General features: G+C 36.7%; 11 protein-coding genes. 2 read left to right on the forward strand and 9 right to left on the reverse strand.

What is annotated here, in order from left to right:
- The first annotated feature begins 2 nt into the window (after nt 1–2).
- Entirely contained in the window at nt 3–800 is a 798-nt protein-coding gene (locus GWK10_RS17630; RefSeq protein ID WP_164033728.1) for an SDR family oxidoreductase, read from the forward strand.
- A gap of 272 nt (nt 801–1,072) precedes the next feature.
- On the opposite strand, the gene GWK10_RS18675 is transcribed toward GWK10_RS17630, so the two are convergent.
- Complete coding sequence (locus GWK10_RS18675; RefSeq protein WP_164033729.1) at nt 1,073–5,317, reverse strand: reprolysin-like metallopeptidase; 4,245 nt, start codon at nt 5,315–5,317, stop codon at nt 1,073–1,075.
- Between the two features lie 273 nt (nt 5,318–5,590).
- Between GWK10_RS18675 and GWK10_RS17640 the strand changes: the two genes are divergently transcribed.
- The gene (locus tag GWK10_RS17640; protein WP_164033730.1) at nt 5,591–6,340 is read left to right on the forward strand and encodes a ThuA domain-containing protein; all 750 of its coding nucleotides are present in this window, start codon (nt 5,591–5,593) and stop codon (nt 6,338–6,340) included.
- A gap of 7 nt (nt 6,341–6,347) precedes the next feature.
- On the opposite strand, the gene GWK10_RS17645 is transcribed toward GWK10_RS17640, so the two are convergent.
- The 8 genes from GWK10_RS17645 to GWK10_RS17680 form a co-directional block, all read right to left on the reverse strand.
- Complete coding sequence (locus tag GWK10_RS17645; protein ID WP_164033731.1) at nt 6,348–8,618, reverse strand: hypothetical protein; 2,271 nt, start codon at nt 8,616–8,618, stop codon at nt 6,348–6,350.
- A 193-nt stretch (nt 8,619–8,811) separates the two neighbouring features.
- Entirely contained in the window at nt 8,812–9,951 is a 1,140-nt protein-coding gene (locus GWK10_RS17650; protein WP_164033732.1) for an efflux RND transporter periplasmic adaptor subunit, read from the reverse strand.
- A 13-nt stretch (nt 9,952–9,964) separates the two neighbouring features.
- Complete coding sequence (locus GWK10_RS17655) at nt 9,965–14,302, reverse strand: CusA/CzcA family heavy metal efflux RND transporter (RefSeq protein WP_164033733.1); 4,338 nt, start codon at nt 14,300–14,302, stop codon at nt 9,965–9,967.
- 95 nt (nt 14,303–14,397) lie between these two features.
- Nucleotides 14,398–14,793, reverse strand: coding sequence for a hypothetical protein (locus GWK10_RS17660; protein ID WP_164033734.1), 396 nt, complete (start codon nt 14,791–14,793; stop codon nt 14,398–14,400).
- A gap of 228 nt (nt 14,794–15,021) precedes the next feature.
- Nucleotides 15,022–17,226 carry a M12 family metallopeptidase gene (locus GWK10_RS18340; protein ID WP_204263169.1) on the reverse strand — a complete coding sequence of 735 codons (2,205 nt, stop codon included), beginning with the start codon at nt 17,224–17,226 and terminating at the stop codon, nt 15,022–15,024.
- A 75-nt stretch (nt 17,227–17,301) separates the two neighbouring features.
- The gene (locus tag GWK10_RS17670) at nt 17,302–18,018 is read right to left on the reverse strand and encodes a transporter (protein ID WP_164033735.1); all 717 of its coding nucleotides are present in this window, start codon (nt 18,016–18,018) and stop codon (nt 17,302–17,304) included.
- 109 nt (nt 18,019–18,127) lie between these two features.
- Entirely contained in the window at nt 18,128–18,835 is a 708-nt protein-coding gene (locus GWK10_RS17675) for a class I SAM-dependent methyltransferase (RefSeq protein ID WP_164033736.1), read from the reverse strand.
- A 99-nt stretch (nt 18,836–18,934) separates the two neighbouring features.
- Nucleotides 18,935–21,415: a ribonucleoside-diphosphate reductase subunit alpha gene (locus tag GWK10_RS17680; RefSeq protein ID WP_164033737.1), complete on the reverse strand. Its 2,481-nt coding sequence runs from the start codon at nt 21,413–21,415 to the stop codon at nt 18,935–18,937.
- Nucleotides 21,416–21,425 lie beyond the last annotated feature (10 nt).

Raw genomic sequence — 21,425 nt, forward strand, 5'->3', positions numbered from 1 at the left:
ATATGTCATACTTCAATAACAAAACCATTTGGATAACAGGTGCTTCATCAGGAATTGGGGAGGCTTTTGTCCACGAGCTTGCCAAGCATTCATGCCGTCTTATTCTATCTTCTAGAAAAAGAGATGAACTTGAACGTGTTAAAAAAGAGGCCGCGCTAATCGACGAAAATTGCCTGGTATTACCACTAGACTTAGCCAATTATCACAACATGAAACTCATTGTTGAAGAAGCTACAAACCATTTTGGTAAAGTTGATATTTTGATCAACAATGCTGGTTTAAGTCAACGCTCTCTTATTGCCGAAACGGATATCTCGGTAGATGAGAAACTGATGCAGGTGAATTATCTGGGAACTGTGGCATTATCAAAAGCGATTCTTCCTCATTTTATCGCCAATAAAAGCGGTCATTTTGCAGTTGTAACCAGTTTAATGGGGCGTTTTGGTAGTCCGTATCGATCTGGATATTGTGGAGCAAAACACGCATTACACGGTTTTTTTGATGTGATGCGAATGGAACATGAAAAAGATGGTGTGGCAGTTACTATGATATGCCCGGGTTTTATACAGACCAATGTTTCCAAGAACGCACTTACTGGTGACGGTAGTACTCAAAATACAATGGATGAAGCAACCTCAAAAGGGCTTTCTCCTCAAGTTTGTGTACAAAAGGCACTAAAGGCTATTAGAAAGAAAAAATTTGAAACCTATATTGGTCAAGGTGAGGTAAAAGGGATTTATATGAAGCGGTTTTTCCCTAAACTACTTCATAAGCTGGTTTTGAAAAGTCAGGTGCGCTAAATTATTAGTGGTGTTATTTCGCAGAGATTCGCCTAGCTTCGAACTTATACAAACAGGAGTTCTTCCAATTAATGCCCTTTACCAAATGTCAGTTCGAGTGCTTTCCGAGGCAGGAGGAAAGTGTATCGATAACAGGTTCGGAAGACTTTAGGAGGTTATTTCACAAAGCAACTCAAAGAAGCACCAAGATTCACAAAGAATTTCCGAAGCACATTAAAAAATAAAAGCCCCAACAATTAAGTCAGGGCCTTTAAATTTGGATAGTTACTTAGTTACTGTTTTACCAGTTTCTTTCTAATAAGTTCTTCACCATCGTTTACTTCTATAATGTAAACACCAGATCGAAGTTTACTTACATTGATCGCGGTACTTTTAGTTGTACCTGATTTTACTGTTTGACCTATTAGGTTCATAATACGATATGCTCCTGTAGCCGAATCTGGTAAGGTTACGAATACTTCGTTCCCCTTAACCGGATTTGGATATACATTAAATCCTGATTCAAATTCTTCTAAATCGGCATTTTCACCTGATCTACTGATAAAGGTGATTGTATCTTCGGCATATCCTCTAGAAGAGCCACCATTAATACCTGTAATAGTTACCTGATCAATATATACCTGATCACCATTAGCGGAAGCATCACATTGTAAACGGAAACGACCTCCGTTTGTCAAGTTTACCTCTCCAGCATTTAAATTGACTGTAACTTCGTAGAAAATTCCATTTTCGAAATCAGTTCCTCTTGCATAGCTAGCAACGGTTGTAAATCCAGAACCGTCATCATATTGTAAGAAGAAGTCCTCTCCATTTTCCATACTATTTGCATAGAAATAGAACTTAAACTCTATTTGCTGGTACGGAGCTAGGTTGAATCCTGGAGATGTCATAGATGAAGCAACTCCTGAATTATCACGAAGTCGAATTGAATATTGTCCTTCAAAAGATCTTGATCCTGCATAACGCGCACAATCAGAACCTCCGTCGATCCATCCGTCAAATCCTGTTTCAAAGAATCCTTCAAATAACAGATCACTTCCTCCTCCTGCTGGTAAGGTAGTTACATTAACAGCATTACTAGCTGTAGACTCATTTCCAGCAGCATCTTTTGCCACCACAGTAAATGTATAAGCAGTGTCTGCTGTTAGACCAGAAGCCGTGTATGAAGTTCCTGAAACTGTACCCACAACGCTTCCATCTTGATATACATCATATGCCGTTACCGCAACATTATCTGTTGAAGCATTCCAAGATAAATCAGTAGAGGTTTGCGTGGTATTAGTAGCAGCTAAATTAGTTGGTGCTGTTGGCGCTTCTGTATCAACAAAAGGAGCGTCGGTTGTTACACCAACAGTATTACTTTGTGCTGATTCATTATTCGCAGCATCTCTAGCCGTTACGTAAAAATCATAGCTTGTCTCTGCTGTTAATCCAGTTACATTGTATGATGTTCCGGTCACCGTTACAATTAATGCGCCGTCCTGGTATACGTTATATCCAGTTACAGCAACATTATCAGTTGATGCATTCCAAGATAAATCAGTAGTTGTTTCGCTAGTATTAGCAGCAGCTAAATTCGCTGGTGCTGTTGGCGCTTCTGTGTCCACAAAAGGAGCTTCTGTCGTTACACTAACTGTATTACTTTGTGCTGAACTATTTCCAGCAGCGTCTCTTGCAATTACATAAAATTGATACGTTGTTTCAGCTGCTAATCCTATTACGTCATAGGATGTTCCTGTTACCGTAGCAACAACAACTCCATCTTGATATACATCATAGCCAGAAACAGCGACATTATCAGTCGAAGCATCCCAAGAAAGATCTGTTGAGTTCTCTCCTGTATTTGCAGCCGAAAGGTTAGCCGGTGCCGTTGGTGCTTCATCATCAACAACGCCACTACTTAAGATAATTCCATAATCTTCAACTTCACCATAAGTAAAAGTCTCACAAGCGGTTGGTATACTGTTGTATTTCATCGAAACACGCATAGCTGTTAATCCTGTAGAGGTTCCTGCAGGCACTGAGAAATTGCCGCTTACAGGACTTGTAGTTGTCGCATTTTGAGTAAACACTTGCTCACCTGCATCATCGAAATCACCATCGCGGTTGTAATCAATCCATACAGAATAACCTTCACGATATGTTGTTGATCTCCATTCAGGAGTAATAGTTATGGTATAATTATCTCCTTGATTCAAGGTTGTTGAAATGGCCTTGAAATCAGAATATCCGCCTAGTGAATTGGTTGAGCTGTTGTCGATATCTCCAAGCTGTACTCTAGCAATCCATTCGTCATTTACTCGATTACCTTGCGAGTCACAGTAGTTTAATTGAACATTTGTCGTAGTGAAGTTTACTGAAGCAGAATAATCCGATGGACCGTTATCACTACAAGTACTTCTAACTTGTACTTCATATGCAGTTTCTTCGGTTAAACCAGTAAGTCCAATTGTATTATCACTCACTGTTTGATCTGTCCAAGCAGTAGTTCCTGTTTGACGGTAACGAACATCGAAACTCGCTCCCAAAATTTGATCCCAAGTAATTGCTGCCGTACTTGAAGTAACATTAGAAGCGGCTACATTTGTCGGTGTAGTTGCCACACAATTTACTTCTCCATCAATTGTAAAATCAGCATCAGAGATATCAAAGAATACGTTATTTGATGCTTTTACCATCACACGATTCTGATTTCCTATCTCATTTGGAACTGTTATATCATGCGACCCATCGTTTGCCACATTACTTGCCAATGTAATAGGGTAGGTATCACCACCATCAGTTGAAAGTAAAATATCAACATTTGCGGCATTAATGCCATTTCCTGTAGTTCCTGCTACATCCCAGCTTACTGTTCTTGTTTGATTTGCAAACCAGGTAGTCGCAGTGTTTGGCGAATTAAGCACGAAAGGTCCAGCACTTGCTGTTACATTCAAAGTAACATCATCGCTATTGTTTGCGCCACCGCCTGCAACATTATCACGTACTGTTAGTCTAAAAGTAAGGGCTCGTGAAACTTCTGGCACTTGCTCCCATCTCCAACCTGTTGCTCCAGTTTTGACAGTCTCTAGTCTTGGGAAATAGCGCTTAGTATCTGTTGTTGGGTTAAACGACCTAAATGCTACACCTGATGTGTTATTAACATTAGGTATCGTTGTTTGTGCATTGTTTGAATCGAATTGCTCCCAGCAAAAAGTCAAAGCATTTCCATCGGCATCACTACCAGCTCCATCAAGAACAAAAGGTGTTCCTGCCGGGATTGTCAAATCAGCTCCAGCATCAGCTGTTGGTACTGCATTTCCCGTTGTCGTTTCTACCTGGCAACTTTCGCCACGAACATTTACTAATACTTGTTGAATTGAAAATGCGTGAAAATACGGATCACTATTTGGTTGTACATCTGTATTTGGTCCTGTAATACCGGCATATCCCATAATGGTTGTCCCACTACCAGGCTCCATTTGCGCACCTGTTCCTTCATTACCACCATGTGTCCATGTATGGTTAGCTCCCAATTGATGTCCGATTTCATGAGCTACGAAATCAATATCAAAAGGATCGCCTTCTGGGTTCGTTCTTGATGTAAATGCACTACCCTTTCTTCCTGTAGTACATACTTCACCAATAAAACCAGCACTACCACTATTGCCACCTTGTACAAATACATGGCCTATATCATAGTTGGCATCGCCAATAACATTGTCAAGAGTTTGTTGTGCTTGGCTATTAAAACTTCCGGTGTAGGGGTCGGTGGCAGGATCAGTATAAATAACCTGATCGTTATTTGCCACAATGACGGTAGTCATTCCAAAATCGACTTCAAAAACACCATTAACACGAGTCATTGTAGTATTAATCGCTGCAAGTGCATCAGCTACCGTTCCACCATGATATTGGGTATATTCCGCCTGAGCCGAAATTGCAATTCTGAAGGTTCTTAGGAGTCCATCATCAGCATTTCTTTCAGTGTTAGCTCCTAATTGCGGAGCGTACTTATTATCAACTAAACATTCAAAATCACTTGCGATGTTAGGTCTGTCTTGTCTTTTATATATAGTATACTGGCTCCCATCTTTGGTGTAAGGTTCAATAAAAGTCGCAGGTTTCACTCCCGACAACACCATACTATTTAATCCTTTATGAGAAATACTAAAACGAATTACCGCAGAAGGATCATCAATACCTTGACCTGCATACGATTTAATATTTGGGAATTTTTCTGCTAGCGCTGGATGCATGGTTGATGCTTCCTTTACCATAAACCGTTCCATGGTTCCGTCTGCATTCGGAAAAGAAAGTACAATTCCCGATTTAGAAGTGTTCACACCTCTTTTTGGTGCCTTGATTAATGCCCGTTTTAGATTTTCAAAATCTAAAGTCATGATTTGATTGGTGGGTACCTGATCTGGATTCGCTACTATTTGTGATCTGCTAACACTTGTTGCAGGACCCCAAAAAGATTGCGAAAACGCCGTCCCTACCATCAGCATGAAAACTAAGGATAGAAATTTTTTCATTATTAGGTGATTGTTAATTAGTTAAATAATTTAATGAAGGGATGCAAAATTGTTAAAAATTAAACAAATATTAAGGCAATATGGTTATTTTTCGATGAAATACTTGCTATTTTAAGAATTACAAAATATTTAATGAATATATGAGTAGACTTAACAGTAATACTATCGGTTTTTTGTAAGAAAATACGCCTATTACTTTCGAAAATAAATTGATCTTCAATTAGTTATTAGAGCAAAGGCAATATTTCTTAATTTAACTGAAAATTAAAAAGTATGAGAATCCTACATTATATTCTGATATTATTCCTTGTTGGAAGTTGTAATGAAAAATCGACAACTACTGCACCAACTGGGGAAGAAAATCCAACGCTAATTGAAAAAGTTTTGGTTTTTACTAAAACTGAAGGTTTTAGACATAATTCAATTGAAAATGGTGTTACCTTGATTAAAACACAGGCGAGTTCAAATAATTTTGAGGTCACGCATACAGAAGATGCAAGCGTATTTAATGATGATAATTTAAAAGATTATAAGCTGGTCATTTTTTTAAGTACTACTGGTAACATTTTAAATGATAATCAACAAGAAGCGTTTAAAAAGTTCATTAACAATGGTGGAGCGTTTGTCGGAGTGCATGCCGCCACCGATACGGAATACGATTGGCCTTGGTATGGCCAGTTAGTTGGGGGATATTTTGAAAATCATCCGCAAACTCAAGAAGCGACTATTCAAATTGTAAAAGAAGATCATCCCTCAACGCAACATCTTTCTTCAACTTGGACACGAACTGACGAGTGGTACAACTTTAAAGATTTAAATGCCAGCACAACAACACTCCTAAACTTAGATGAAACTAGTTATGAGGGAGGTAATAATGGTGAAAACCATCCCATTGCATGGTTTCATGAATTTGATGGTGGGCGGGTATTTTATACCGGTTTGGGCCACACCAAGGAAAGCTATGATGAGGATGCTTTTAAACAGCATTTGTTAGGTGGAATATTATACGCTTTGGGGCGTTGAATTAGAATCAATCTTTTTTGCTTACCAAAGCAGCCACTAACCAAGCAACACCCAAGATCAGGAAAATCAATCCAAACGGATCACTAAAGCCAGCTAATCCTGCTCTAATAAATCCGAGTAAGGACATTACAAGTGCGCCTTTCCAACTTCCGAAAAAGCCGCCTTTGTTGGCTTCAGATTTTAACTCGTTTTGTCTTTTTAATTGTTTTTCATCTGCATTGTAGTCAACGCAATATGCTTCAAATGTTGGCCGCTCCGATGTAAGGCTGCAAACTAATCCATCTGTAGTTAATTTTCGATTCTCGCATGTTTTGCAAAGCACTAGTCTATCCTCTAACGTGCTAAACTGTTGTGATTTCAACTTTTCAACCGAAAGATTCTTGGCAACAAACTCCATTTGATTGAATGATGTTGCATACGAACCAATGTATCGATATCTAGCAATAAATATTAAAACGAGTGAAACAACTAAAACAATATTCAAAAACAAACCAGTGATTATAATTAAAGCAGAAGGCCCGCTATAATAATCATTAAATGCCATTACTATTAGGCTAATAAAACCTGCAATAATTGCAAAGAGATACCAAACACCAATACCATAACAAACAATTTCTAAGACCTTAGTAGTCTTTGATAACGGTGCTTTCTTTTTCAAAGCTGTATTGATATTGTTTGCATAAATAGCAAAAATCGTTAGGATGAAAATAGAGCCAAGTAACCTTAGTACCGGACCATCACGGAAATAACTAAACCCAAAATTAGTTTGACTAATTAGAATAATTATTTTTATAACTATGGCTGCGAGCAATGCTATAAAAATGGTTTTCCAATATGTTTTTTTCGAACCGGATAAATCCTTTGGTTCGAACGGTTTTACATCTTTCTTTATAAATGTCAATTGGCCAAGACCATCGGTACTTAACGATAAGTCATTTACATATTCATATTTATCAAAATGAAATATTGAAATCCATAATAAAGTATAGATCATACTATATATGAATAAAGGGGTCGCCTCACTAATTTCGCCAAAAGGTGCGGCTAGTACTACTAAAGCATTTAAACCAAACAAGAACAAGGCAGTACGAGCATGTTTAAAATACAATGTAAGTATCGCAATTCCTAAAGCAGCAGAGATTAATGAAATTATAATAGGGTCAATTCTTCCTCTACTGCTAATTAATCGTATTACAGCTCCTAATAAAGTAACAACATAAAACGCCACTTTTATATTGTTATTTCGATCACTGTTTTTGAATAAGGCGGTCACCTTATCAACACGATCAGACAATGAGATGTTGGATGGTACATTTACAAAAAACGTAATGTACAACCAAACAAAAAAGTTGATAACTGGCAGGTTAATCAATATGTATTTCCAACCTGGTTTTATTCCTTTTGATACGAAGTAAGATGTTAGAAAATTACGATATATCAGTGTGAAAAAATATGCAGCAGCGATAACGCTTAAAATCCAAACGTAGGCTTGTATATAACTCCCCTCATTAATACCCCATCGTGATCTAATTCTATTTACCAAACCAAATATCATAACAATAATGGTCAATCGGGAGACCCAGAAAACAACACTAAAAACCAAATTGGATACTGGCTGAACATCTAACTTTTTAAATTGAAACGCATTATTGTCACTACTTTTTATGGCGTAGTGCATGTAGAAAAAGATCACGAAATGCACGATAAAAATCAGCTTATAATATAGCATTGGTAGTGGTGCTATGAACACCATGCCTTCGTTATAAGACAATAAATTTCCTAGCCAACGCCAAGGTCGGTATCTGAATAATTCGCTAATAAAATTATTTATCTGATATGCACTTCCTACAGCAACTCCTGAAATAATTAGGAAAACTAGAAAGTACCAAAGCCCTTTTGTGTTTTTATGATACGCAAAACCAAAGACCAAAAATGGCAAACTATAAATTACTGTATTAAGAATTGGATAAGGCGTAAATTGTCCAACTAAAATCCCAAAAAAGACATCTGACAAACGAACCAATGCAATAACTCCCAATGTAATAATTGCAAAATCGGCAGCCTTTTTATTCGATACATTTAGGCGTATAAAATACCATAAAACAAAAGGAGCAATATTGAACTTGAGCCAATTAGAAAGTCTAATCACTAAACTTTCATACGAGAAATCGAATACGACGCGCAGGATAACGTCAACGAGAATATCAAAAAGCGCTAGTGCTAATAAAACAAAGAATAACTGCTTTACCGCAGTCCTTTGGGGCGTGTTTAGTAACATGATTTGGGGTTTAATTCGGCGCCAAATCTATAAAAATTTTGAACATAGGGTTTTTTAGATAGATAATAATCCCAATTTATGGTTGACTTACACCATTTTCGAATTGGTAAAGGATAAAAGAAGATGTTTACATTAATTTAAAAATCTCATAATGAGTTTATCATGATTTCAAACTTTGCTAAAAACACACAGCTTATTCCTCAATAAGACTAAATGCGCCTTTTACCAAAAATTGATCACTAGTTTCAAACCCCTCATCAGATTTTATTTGAGTAAAGCCATTGTGAGTAGACCCTATGTCGACAGGAAATCTTTTAAATAAATACTCGTTAGCCCTTGTTTCTTCTAATTTCAGAATATAATAATTGCCTTCTAACTCCACTATAGCTTCTTCGGGTAATGAACCTGAAAGAGTACTATCTGTAATAATAGACGCTTCTACAAACATTCCTGTTAGGAAGTTGTTTTTGGATTCATCCTCAATATGACCATGCACTTTTATGGTGCGGTTGTTGTCTATAGAAGAACCTATTAGAAATACGTCAGCAATAAATATTTTGGTTGATATTTCTGGTATTGTAAATTGAATGGTATCTCCTTTTTTAATCTTCATAATATCTTTTTCAAAAATGGAAAGCTCTAAATGAATATGTTCATTATTGATTATTTCAATAATTTCAGTCGCTTGCGAAACATACATTCCCTTGCTCACATTCATTTTAGTAATACTTCCTCTTATTGGAGCATAGACGCTAATCGCACTAACAATGACCCCTTCCTTAACTTTTGACGGAGAAATATTAAGCATTAGCAGTTGTTTTTCGAATCCTTTTTGACGTGCACGGGCCGTTTTATATTCACTTTCTGCTTTAAGATATCGTTTTTCCGAACTAACATTTTCAGCCATCAATATTTTTTGTCGCTCATATTCCGATTTAAGGTAATCTAACTTACTGCTTACTTCAAGAAAACTTTGCTGAAGGGTCACAAATTCAGGGTTTTCAATGGTAAATAGTGGTTGTCCTTTTTTTACAACATCGCCTATTAATAAGGGGGTTTCGTTTATATATCCCCCCATAAAGGTACTCACAACCGCACGATTCTGAGGAGGTACATCAATCATTCCTGTGCTTTGAACCATATTTGGAAATGACTTTTCCTGAATTGTTCCTAAAGACATTATATTAGACTCAAACTGACCCTTTCCTACAATATAACTATTGCTTTCTTTATCAACTTGGTCATCGTTTGATTTAGAATCACTGCCTTTATTTTCGCTACATCCCAGTAGTAAAGGCAGGATAAAAAATAAGTAGTATATATTTCTTTTCATCTGTTTATTCTTTTTATAAGCTCAAATAATTAATGGCTATCACGGTTTGGTTGTATCTATTCAAAGTCTCCAAATAGCTGATTTTTATTTCATATGCATTTTCAAGACTTTGTATGTATTGAAAAAAATCAATTTCTCCATTTTTGAAACTTGTTATTGCAGTTTTTAGAATTTCATCAGACAATTCAGTTCCTTCCTTCTCATAATAGTCCAATGCCGTTTGGTATTTGATCAATTGCGCATTGAGTTCACTATATCTTGCCTCCAACTGCAATCGAAAATCAATGCGTTCTTGATTCGCAATATCTTTTGCTACTTTCGATGCTTTGATTTTTGATGATTGTCCTCCAAATAAAATAGGAAGTTTAAGACCAAGTTGATAACCGTAAAGGTTCCTGTCGAGTCCGCTATTAGTACCTTGAAAATATTGAAGACTAATGTCGGGTAATAATCTATTATTTTCCAGTCTCTTTTGTAAATCAGAGTAGTCTACCCGTCGTTGGTGGTACATTAATTCTGGATTATCATCAATTATAGATTCTTTTAAATCAACTTTCTGTATTGGTTCCATAAAAACCTGCAAATTATCTGGGCTTTGTATAATACTTCTTAAATGAGTTAAGGCAGCAATAACATCCTGTTGCACCTGTTCATATTTAATTTCTATTTGTCGTTGTTTAGATTGTGCCGTTGCCTTTTCTAAATAATTAGTTTCACCTAATTCAAAACGGCGTTTTGAAGCATAGGCGAAATTTTTATAAATGCTATCTAGCTTTCGGTAAATTCGTTCTTTTTCCTTTTCAGTTTGATATTGGTAATATGTGGTAGTAAGATCTCGTATTAGATTTCTTTTCTTAATATCATAGCTGCTCGATGCTAATTGATAATTTGCTTTTTGGACTTTTCTACTGGCCAAATAGGTAGTGGGGAATTGAAAGCTCTGTTCTACGCCAAAAACACGAATCGGTTCATTATTTGTGGCTCGGTTATTCTCATCAAAACTGTAATATACCCGGGTTTTATCAAAATCGAAGGCCTTTCCTTTGAGTATTTCGGCTTGTTTTACGCCAAGACTGCTTGCTTTTAATCCTGAATTGTTTTCAATTGCAATAGGAATCAATTCTTCTAAACTGTATGGTTTTTCTTGGGCGTTTAGGTTGAAGGAAAACAACATCAACAGCAATGTTATTCCTGTTATCAATTTTTCATTTGTTTGTCCAGCTACTTTCTTCGCTCTAGGTTTATTAAAATATGCATACAAGACGGGAAGAACAATAAGGGTTAAAAAAGTTGCAGTAACCAACCCTCCTATGACAACAGTTGCCAATGGTCTTTGAACTTCAGCCCCAGCACTTGTTGAAATCGCCATAGGCAAAAACCCTAATGCCGCCGCTCCTGCGGTAAGCAATACTGCTCTAAGTCGATCTTTTGTCCCTTTTTTGATTAGTGCTTCCATAGTTTCATAACCTTCATTTTTTAACTCTTTAAAATGCTCTATTAAAACAATACCATTAAGCACGGCAATCCCAAAAAGAGCAATAAAACCCACTCCAGCGGATATGCTAAAAGGCATATCTCGCAACCAAAGCAATAATACGCCACCCACTGTGGACAGAGGGATAACAGTATAGATCATTAACGCCTCTTTGACCGATTTAAATGCCAGATACAATAACACAAAAATCAGAATCAAAGCAATGGGAACTGCAGCCATTAGCCGTGCCTTGGCACTTTGTAAGTTTTCAAACTGCCCACCATATGTGATTGAATATCCTGTAGGCAATTTGATATTTTTATCTATTAACTCCTCAACATCTTCAATTACGGATTGCAGATCGCGGTTACGAACATTAATGCCTACCACAATCCTACGCCTTGTATCATCTCTGGAAATTTTTGCAGCTCCTTTTTGTTGGGTTATAGTTGCTAACTCGCTAAGCGGTAATTTCCCTCCTTTAGGTAAATCAACATATAAACTTTGAAGATCTTTAAGACTTTTGCGATTCTCTTTATCTAATTTAACTACCAGATCAAAACGTTTTTCTCCTTCAAATACACTGCCAACCGTACGCCCTGCGAACCCCATTGATATCATCTCATTTAAGTCTTGAATGTTTAAGCCATAACGTGCAATTTTTGAACGGTTATAGGCCACATTCATTTGTGGTAAGCCCACAACTTTTTCAACCGCAATATCCGAAGCTCCTTCAACGTTTTCAACCAGTGTTTTAATGTCATTTGCTTTGTTACTTAGTATATTCAAATCTTCTCCAAATATCTTAATAGCAATATCGGCCCTTACCCCAGTAATGAGTTCATTAAATCGCATTTCTATTGGCTGAGTAAATTCCACTTCCATTCCTTGAATAACAGTTAGTGTTTCCTTAAACTTATCGGCAAGTTCGTCTTTACTTTTTGCCGAAACCCATTCTGATTTTGGTTTGAGGATAATAATAACATCACTTTCTTCCATTGACATTGGGTCGGTTGGCACTTCGGCGGCACCAATTCTTGTCACGACTTGCTTTACTTCAGGAAAATTATCTAGTAGGATTTTTTCAATTCTCGTTGTTATTTCAATGGTTTTACTTAATGATGTTCCTGTTTTTAATACAGGCTGAATCACAAAATCACCTTCATCAAGTGTAGGTACAAATTCGCCTCCCATAGTCGAAAAAAGAAGTGCAGCACCCGAGAGTAAAAAAACAGCAATGGCTAATACGATTTTTTTTGAATGTAGTGCCCAGTTAATGATAGGATCATAAATATTATTTAACCATTTCATAAGTCGAATGGAAATATTTCTATCAGACACTTTAGTTGGCTTTAAAAAAAGTGAGGCTACCACTGGTACATAGGTAAAGCAAAAAATCATTGCGCCTATAAGGGCAAAACTAAAGGTCAAGGCCATAGGCTTAAACATTTTTCCTTCAACACCCCCTAATGAAAGTATAGGTATAAAAACAATCAGGATAATAAGTTGTCCGAAAACAGCAGAATTCATCATTTTCGCGGCTCCTGAAAAAGTGATGCTATCTTTCAGATCTTGTTTTTCCACTTTTGTAAAAGAAGCTAGTTCACTTTTTCTTCTAGTAATCTGAAGGGCTATAAACTCTACAATAATTACAGCGCCATCAATAATAATCCCAAAATCTATTGCCCCTAGACTCATTAAGTTGGCATCAACTCCAAAAAGATACATCAATGAAAGAGCAAATAGTAAACACAGTGGTATTACCGAAGCGACTACCAATCCTGATCGTATATTTCCTAGAAGGAGCACAACAATAAAAATTACAATCAAACAACCTAAAATCAAGTTTTCCGTAACTGTAAAAGTGGTTTTAGCAATAAGCTCACTTCGGTCTAAGAATGCATTGATATATACCCCTTCAGGCAAGGATTTTGAAATTGAAGCTACCCTGTCTTTGACTGCATCAATTACTTTTTTAGAATTGGCATTTTTTAGCATCATTACCTGCCCTAATACCTTTTCACCTTCACCATTGCCTGTAATTGCTCCAAAACGTGCAGCAGCACCATAACCTACTGATGCAATGTCTCTTATATATATAGGCACTCCATTACGGTTGCTTACTACAATATTTTTTATATCATCAAGAGTGCTAACTAATCCTTCTCCTCTAATAAAATAGGCTTGATTCACTTTCTCGATATAACTTCCGCCAGATACACTGTTGTTTTTTTCTAATGCCATGAAAACATCTGAAGCGGAAATGTTCATGGCATTGAGCCTTTTGGTATTGATTGCTACTTCGTATTGCTTTAAATAACCACCCCAAGTATTTACTTCTACAACCCCTGGAATACCTGACAATTGTCTTTTTACAATCCAATCCTGAATCGTTCTAAGATCTGTGGCAGAATATTGAGCTTTATGCTCTGGTTTTACATCTAAAATATACTGGTATATTTCGCCCAAACCGGTCGTTATTGGTCCCATTTCTGGTGTACCAAAACCTTCTGGAATTTTCTCAGATGCCGATTTAATTTTTTCAGCGATTAGCTGACGTGGCAAATACGTTCCCATTTTGTCTTCGAAGACAATTGTTACGACCGAAAGACCGAACTTCGAAACTGATCGAATCTCCTTTACGCCTGGAAGGTTGGCCATTTCAAGTTCTACAGGATAGGTAATAAATTGCTCCATATCCTGGGTAGATAAGTTACGCGAGGTCGTAATAACCTGTACCTGATTGTTGGTTACATCAGGAACTGCTCCTATTGGTATTTGCGTTAAAGAGAATATACCAAAACCAACAATAAATGAGGTAAATAGTAAAACAATAAACTTGTTTTTAAGACTGAAATTTATAATATGAGAAAGCATAATTCATAGAAAATTAATCGAACAATTGACCCTAGATAACTAAGGGGTTTCATTAATAAAAATCTATACAAAAAGTGACCCTCTGGTCCCTTGAATTATGCTACTTTCGGAGGTTGAAAAATCCCGGATTTAAATGGTGACGAAGATGGTGGTTGATAGTGGTAGTTTTCCACTTTGTCAGAAGAACTAATTGACCAATCTATAGGTACAGAATCGTTAATTACGAGTACCGAAATGAGCGTGGATTGTGTTTGTTGTTGAAATGGTAGCTTTTCGTGATCCTGATGTTCTTCCTGATGTTTTTCGCTATGTTCCAGCTTTTGTTCGCCGTAATGTTTAGACAGAAACACAAGAAAGTTATCTCCGTACTTAGCCTTATGAAATTGAGCATGTTCAAAAAGCTCATCTACAAGTATAATATCATTAATTCCGATATTCATACTTTGAGCAAACAACAAAAATGACAATATTAAGGCTATTAACTTAGTCATTAATTACAAAATAATGATCATTGACAAAGAATGAAGGTAACGAAAACTTACGTGAAAAAGCTTATTGCAATACTCTTTTTATCGATTAGCATCAATTTAAACCCTGAAATGCATACTTACACGACCGTTTAAAGTAAAAAAATAGTGTATTTATCCTAGATATTTGAAAAAGAAAAACTCCAAAGGTTTAAAAACCTTTGGAGTTTAGAACTCAATCTTAACTTGTTACTATTCTAACACAATATTAAACAGCACATAGGCTTTCTGACCGCCTTCAAAACCTTCTAATGAAATATCTTCACCAAGTGATCCAATGTAATTTTCATCTCGCCGCCTGCCATCAATATCCCCTAAAAAAATCTCACCGCTTGCAGTATCAATATAAAGTTCTAAGGCAGTAATGCCTGGAAAAGGGTTGATATCGAGTGTCTCATCGGGAGAGATGCCACCTTCAGTTCCTGATCGTCCGTCATCGTCTCTAAGTTGTAGCCATACTTTTGCATAGGGCTCATTTCGACGAATGGTATATCTAAACTCCCAATTAGGGTAAATATCGTTGTCACTTTCTTCAACGGTACCGCTTTTAAAACGTTCCGATGGATTACTTGACCCTCCTGGTCTCCAATCCCAACCAGGTCCTGTTTCATTTTTCATATAAAAATCAATATCATGTTTTCTCCCTCCATCTCTATCGTCAGATTGTACTCTTAGAATTGTTGTTTTTACAGTCCTTATAGAAGTAACCGGCCTAGAAATTCGCTCATAAAAATCGAATGGGTAAGCAGTGTTTATTCCATCGATATCCATAGCTGATAAGCCTGAATCTGGTGATACGGGATTACGTGTACGAGCATCTACTATCGTCGGAGATGATCTATCTTTAGAAAAAGCATATCCACCATAATGCATAATCGAATTGGCATCATAAGGCGTTACTTTATATCCATCCGATGAATGTTTTTTGAAATTACTTTCCTTACCATCTTGAATGTTGTCCCAGTTAATACGAATATGTCTATCTCGATCATTACGGCTTTGCTCGTGCCAAGCTCCTGCAGCATGCAAAATTTCATGCATAATTGTATTTCTAGAAACATTTTCACCTAGGGTGATTTTTTGCCTTATTCTAGCACGACCAACCTTACTTTTCCCACCATTCAAGTCACGATCTTTAATAAATTGAACATGGTTTTGAATTTTCCATTTAGGTACAATGTTTAAGTTCGTTCGCGTATTTAATTCATCTATAGCATCTAAAATCACTCGCAATTCCGCATTGCTAAAATCCCCACTTTTAACTGAATAGGGTATAATGCCTTTATTCCACAACCAATTACGATCAATAAGACCATCGCTTACTCTGATCATTATTGCCTGAGTAGAGCTTCCAACCCCATTTCTAATCGGCGCACTTGGGCGAATCTCCCCATAGCGGCTAAAATTCTTTTTTACAGGATGTGGTTTAGGTGCAGGATCGACTACATTTCGAGCGTTACCTAAAACAATATCGCCTTGATACATCGCAAGTCCTTTATCAATGTAATATGAAATATTCTCAGTTCTTTCTAAAAAAGGCAGTTTTACCCGTTTATTTAATATTGTCACTCTAGGGCTGGGTGAAGGGTTGCTCCTAACAGGCTCATTAGTAAGCACTACATTGAATTGAACACCACGAGACATTTTCTTCTTGTTTTGATTAAAAATAGTCCAGTCCCTTCCTGTTTTCCAGACACCTATTGGGTTTGAATTATAGGTGCTTTTGTAATTTGTATTCGCAAAAACAGTTGTGCTTGAAGTGTATTGCAAGGGTGACTTAATCTTAGAAATATGATTGGTGGTTTTCGTTTCTTGATATTTAAACCCAAACAGATTCAGGTTTCCTATTTTGTTATTACCTTTTTTTACTACCAATACGTTCATTTTGGTATTTATAGGCATTTTTTTACTCGTATTTTCATTGTACACTTTCCATTTTCCCTGAGCATACCATACACCAATGTTTGACGTATTGTAAGCACCGTAAAGTTGTGTAACTAATACAATGTCGTTTGGTTTTCCATTTGTTAAACCATTATTTAATGTGGTAATATGATCGTTTGTGTTAGACGCTTTGGTGGTATGAACAAAGGCTTGTCTCGTGTTTTTCGGAAATATTAAAACATTAAAATGCGTAGTTAACGGCATTTTGCTTCGATCTTGATTGAAAATATGCCATTTGTTCTTATGGTACCATACCCCTATTGCATGGGGGTTATATTTTCCAAATTCTTGGGTCACAATCAAAATAGCATCAGGTTTATTATTGGTTGCGGGATGATTAATCGTTGTAATGTGATCTTTAGTGTTGCGAGCATTACTGGTATGATCAAATTTTATTTGACCCGTTAAACCAACTGCAAACAGCAGAAACGAAAGAAAGACTAAATTTTTCATGTTGAGATTGTTTATTATTCATCTCTTAATGAAATTTTGTCACAAAGGTTAACTTCTATTAAAAGGTCATTCAATTCATAATTGCCGAGTGCCTTTATCAATAACCCAGTTTATTCTAAAAAGCCCGTACTGTTGTTTATAATTAATTCCTCTTCCATAGGATACATCTAACTGAATACTATCACTCACAAACAGATTAATACCAGTATCGAATGCTATTTGATGTGTTTTCAAATCAGAGAACTCCCCAAATAGTTCTAAATAGGTTCCAAATTTTCCTTTTATAGGAACATTAATTGAAGTAACATAGGCCAATGATCCCTCTCCTATTCCCGAATTTGAATAGGTAAGATTATACCCTAACTCTAGCTTGTTTAGCTTTTGAGAAATTAATAATGAAGTGCTGTAACCAATAGTTTCATTTTCAGAAGGAATAGAAATGCTTCCCAACACCCCCAAACCAAAGGTTGCTGATTCATTTTCATATAGGTAATATTTAGCTCCAATATTCAAGTCATTCCAACCGCTAAAAACGACCTCATTACCATTATCTTCTATGATATCGTATTGATTTGATAGCTGAAGCTCAATGTCGGATGTCAGTCCGTATCTAAATAAGATATTAGAACTGGCCGATTGCATTGGTGATTCATTTTCATCATACGTAAAAGCACCAAATGCTTCGATTTGAATGCTGTTTTCGGCATTTGTTCCAGCAGGTTCTATCTGGTCTTGTGCCCATATAGCTGTAGTTATAAAAAAACAAAAAAATCTAATTATTTGGAATGGCATAGCGGTTATATTTTGCCATACCTACGGAGTTTTTTAGTGGAGGGTTTGGTTTTACTAGTGGTCCATTACCGTTAGCTGTATTCTGTTTTTAAAAATTGAAGTTTTAATTCTAATTACATCCTGAAATTCCTGTGGCACACCCATAGAAATAATTCACATATTGTGCCTTAAGTCCCGATGCTTTGAAAATTTCAGCAGCCCGCTTTGCGTTCTTAAAATGTTCCGTGTAAATACCCAGCATTTTATAAGTTTCAGGATTACCTAGAAATAATTTTCCAAAGAATGGGATACAGTATTTAATGTAAAACAGATAGAGACTCTTTAATGCAGTATTATTTGGAATGGAGACATCAACTAATGAAAAAGTACCTCCTGGTTTAAGAATACGTTTAACCTCTAAAGCAAAATTTTTCATTTGTAATTCATTAAAGGTCTTCAACCCGAAGCCAGATATTATCACGTCAGCAGAATTATCTTCTATTGAGTTTTTAAAAATATCCTCCTGCAATAGGTCAATATTTATATAGCCCTGATCTTGTTTTTTAACCTTTCCTAAGCGAATCATTTCAGAAGAAATGTCTAAAGCAATTACCTTGTTTTCTCTGTTTACTCCTTTCAAAATAAAAGGCCAACATTCTCCCATTCCTGTCATTAAATCTACAACCACATCACCTTTTATAATATTTCCTTTGGCAACGCATTGTCTTCGCCATCGGTCGCTAAATCCAAAAGATGTAATGAAATTGACATTCTTATAGGTTTTGCTCATATCGTCAAAAAGACTGGCGATAAACTCTGGTTTGTAGATATCTTTCATTTCTTCAATATTAAAAAACCTCAAAAACTTAGTAAGCTTTTGAGGTTTCACCCATAGTTGTTTTTGATAATAATTCTTATCTAAAATCTCATATCTATATTAAGATCCACACATCTCACAATCGTCACCACCAGTTCCTTCTTTAGCTTGTGCAATAATCGCACGCAACTCTTCGGGAGTCATTGGTTGAACTTCTGGTGCTGGCTCGTCTACCTGTGCTTGTTTTTCTAAACCTACAGGAGTTGTTTCAACAGCGATTTCTTTTGCTTCGACAGCCTCTTTTACTTCGACAGCAACTGGCTCTTTTTTCGCTTCTTTAGCCACCGTAAATTTAATCGCATCTACAGCTGACTTGGTACGTAGGTAATACATTCCAGTTTTTAAGCCACTTTTCCATGCGTAAAAGTGCATTGAGGTTAATTTCCCCATGGTTGCGCCTTCCATAAACAGGTTAAGCGATTGTGATTGGTCAATAAAGTATCCTCTATGACGAGACATATCAATAATGTCTTTCATACTTAATTCCCATACTGTTTTGTAAAGCTCTTTAATATCAGCTGGAATTGCTTCAATATGTTGAATCGATCCGTTTGCACGCATTAATTCTTGCTTTATATTCTCATTCCATAAACCTAATGCCACAAGATCTTCTAATAGGTGCTTGTTCACTACAATAAACTCACCAGATAATACACGACGCGTATAAATATTAGAAGTATAAGGCTCGAAACATTCATTGTTTCCAAGAATTTGTGAGGTACTTGCTGTAGGCATCGGCGCTACTAATAATGAATTACGTACACCGTTTTTCTTCACATCTTTACGAAGCTTAGTCCAGTCCCAACGACCACTTAATTCTTCATCTTTAACGCCCCATAAATTGTGTTGGAATTCTCCATTAGACATTGGTGAACCTTCATAAGTATCATAAGCTCCTTCTTCCTTAGCTAACTCCATTGATGCCGTTACCGCAGCAAAGTAAAGTGTCTCGAAAATTTCCTGATTTAAAGTCTTAGCTTCGTCACTTGTAAATGGCATACGTAGCTTGATAAATGTATCAGCTAATCCTTGTACTCCAAGTCCGATTGGACGGTGACGGAAGTTAGAATTTTGCGCCTCGATTACAGGATAATAATTGCGATCGATTACCTTATTCAAGTTCTTCGTTACACGTTTGGTAATCCGGAATAACTCTTCGTGATCAAACTCGTTATTCTTTACAAACATCGGTAATGCGATACTTGCTAGATTACATACCGCTACTTCGTCTGGAGATGTATATTCCATGATCTCCGTACATAAGTTTGATGAACGGATGGTTCCCAAATTCTTCTGGTTACTCTTACGGTTTGCTGCATCTTTATACAACATATAAGGTGTACCTGTCTCAATTTGAGATTCGGTTATTTTTTCCCAAAGCTCACGAGCTCGAATCGTCTTACGGCCTTTTCCTTCTTTTTCGTATTTGGTATATAATGCTTCAAATTCTTCACTATGTGTATCTGGTAATCCAGGGCACTCATTCGGACACATTAAGGTCCACTCACCATCAGCATGTACACGCTCCATAAATAAATCTGGAATCCACATTGCATAGAATAAATCTCGCGCGCGTAATTCTTCAGCTCCATGATTCTTTTTCAAATCAAGGAAACTAAAAATATCCGCATGCCAAGGCTCGATGTACATAGCGAATGATCCTTTACGCTTTCCACCACCTTGATCAACATAACGTGCAGTATCGTTAAATACTTTCAACATTGGTACAATCCCATTTGATGTACCGTTCGTTCCACCGATGTAGCTTCCGGTAGCGCGAATATTGTGTATAGCCAAACCAATACCACCCGCAGACTGTGATATTTTAGCTGTTTGTTTTAATGTATCATAAATACCATCGATACTGTCCTCCTTCATCGTTAAAAGGAAGCAAGATGACATTTGTGGTTTTGGTGTACCTGAGTTGAATAAGGTTGGAGTAGCATGTGTAAAGTACTTTTTGGACATCAACTCATAAGTCTCGATAGCCGCTTCGATATCGTCATTATGAATACCAACAGAAACACGCATCAACATATGCTGCGGACGCTCGTGAATTTTCCCATTTACCTTTAATAGGTAAGAGCGCTCCAAGGTTTTAAATCCGAAGTAATCATAACCAAAATCACGGTTATAAATAATGGTCGAATCTAAGCGATCGGCATTATCCATAATTACTTTATACACCTCATCACTTAACAATGGTGCTTTTTTACCTGTACGAGGATTCACATACTCATATAGATCAGTCATCACTTCAGAGAATGACTTTTTAGTGTTTTTATGTAAGTTAGAAACAGAGATACGTGCAGCAAGTCGTGCATAATCTGGATGTGTTGTGGTCATTGTTGCCGCAACCTCAGCTGCCAAATTATCAAGTTCAGATGTGGTTACGCCATCATATAAACCTTCAATAACACGCATTGAAATTTTTACGGGATCGACCAATTCATTTAATCCGTAATTGAGTTTACGAATTCTTGCGGTGATCTTGTCGAACATGATTGGTTCTTTTCTGCCGTCTCTTTTTACTACATACATTTGCTACACA

This window comes from Spongiivirga citrea (genome assembly GCF_010671565.1).
In the GTDB taxonomy this organism is placed as follows: Bacteria; Bacteroidota; Bacteroidia; order Flavobacteriales; family Flavobacteriaceae; genus Spongiivirga; species Spongiivirga citrea.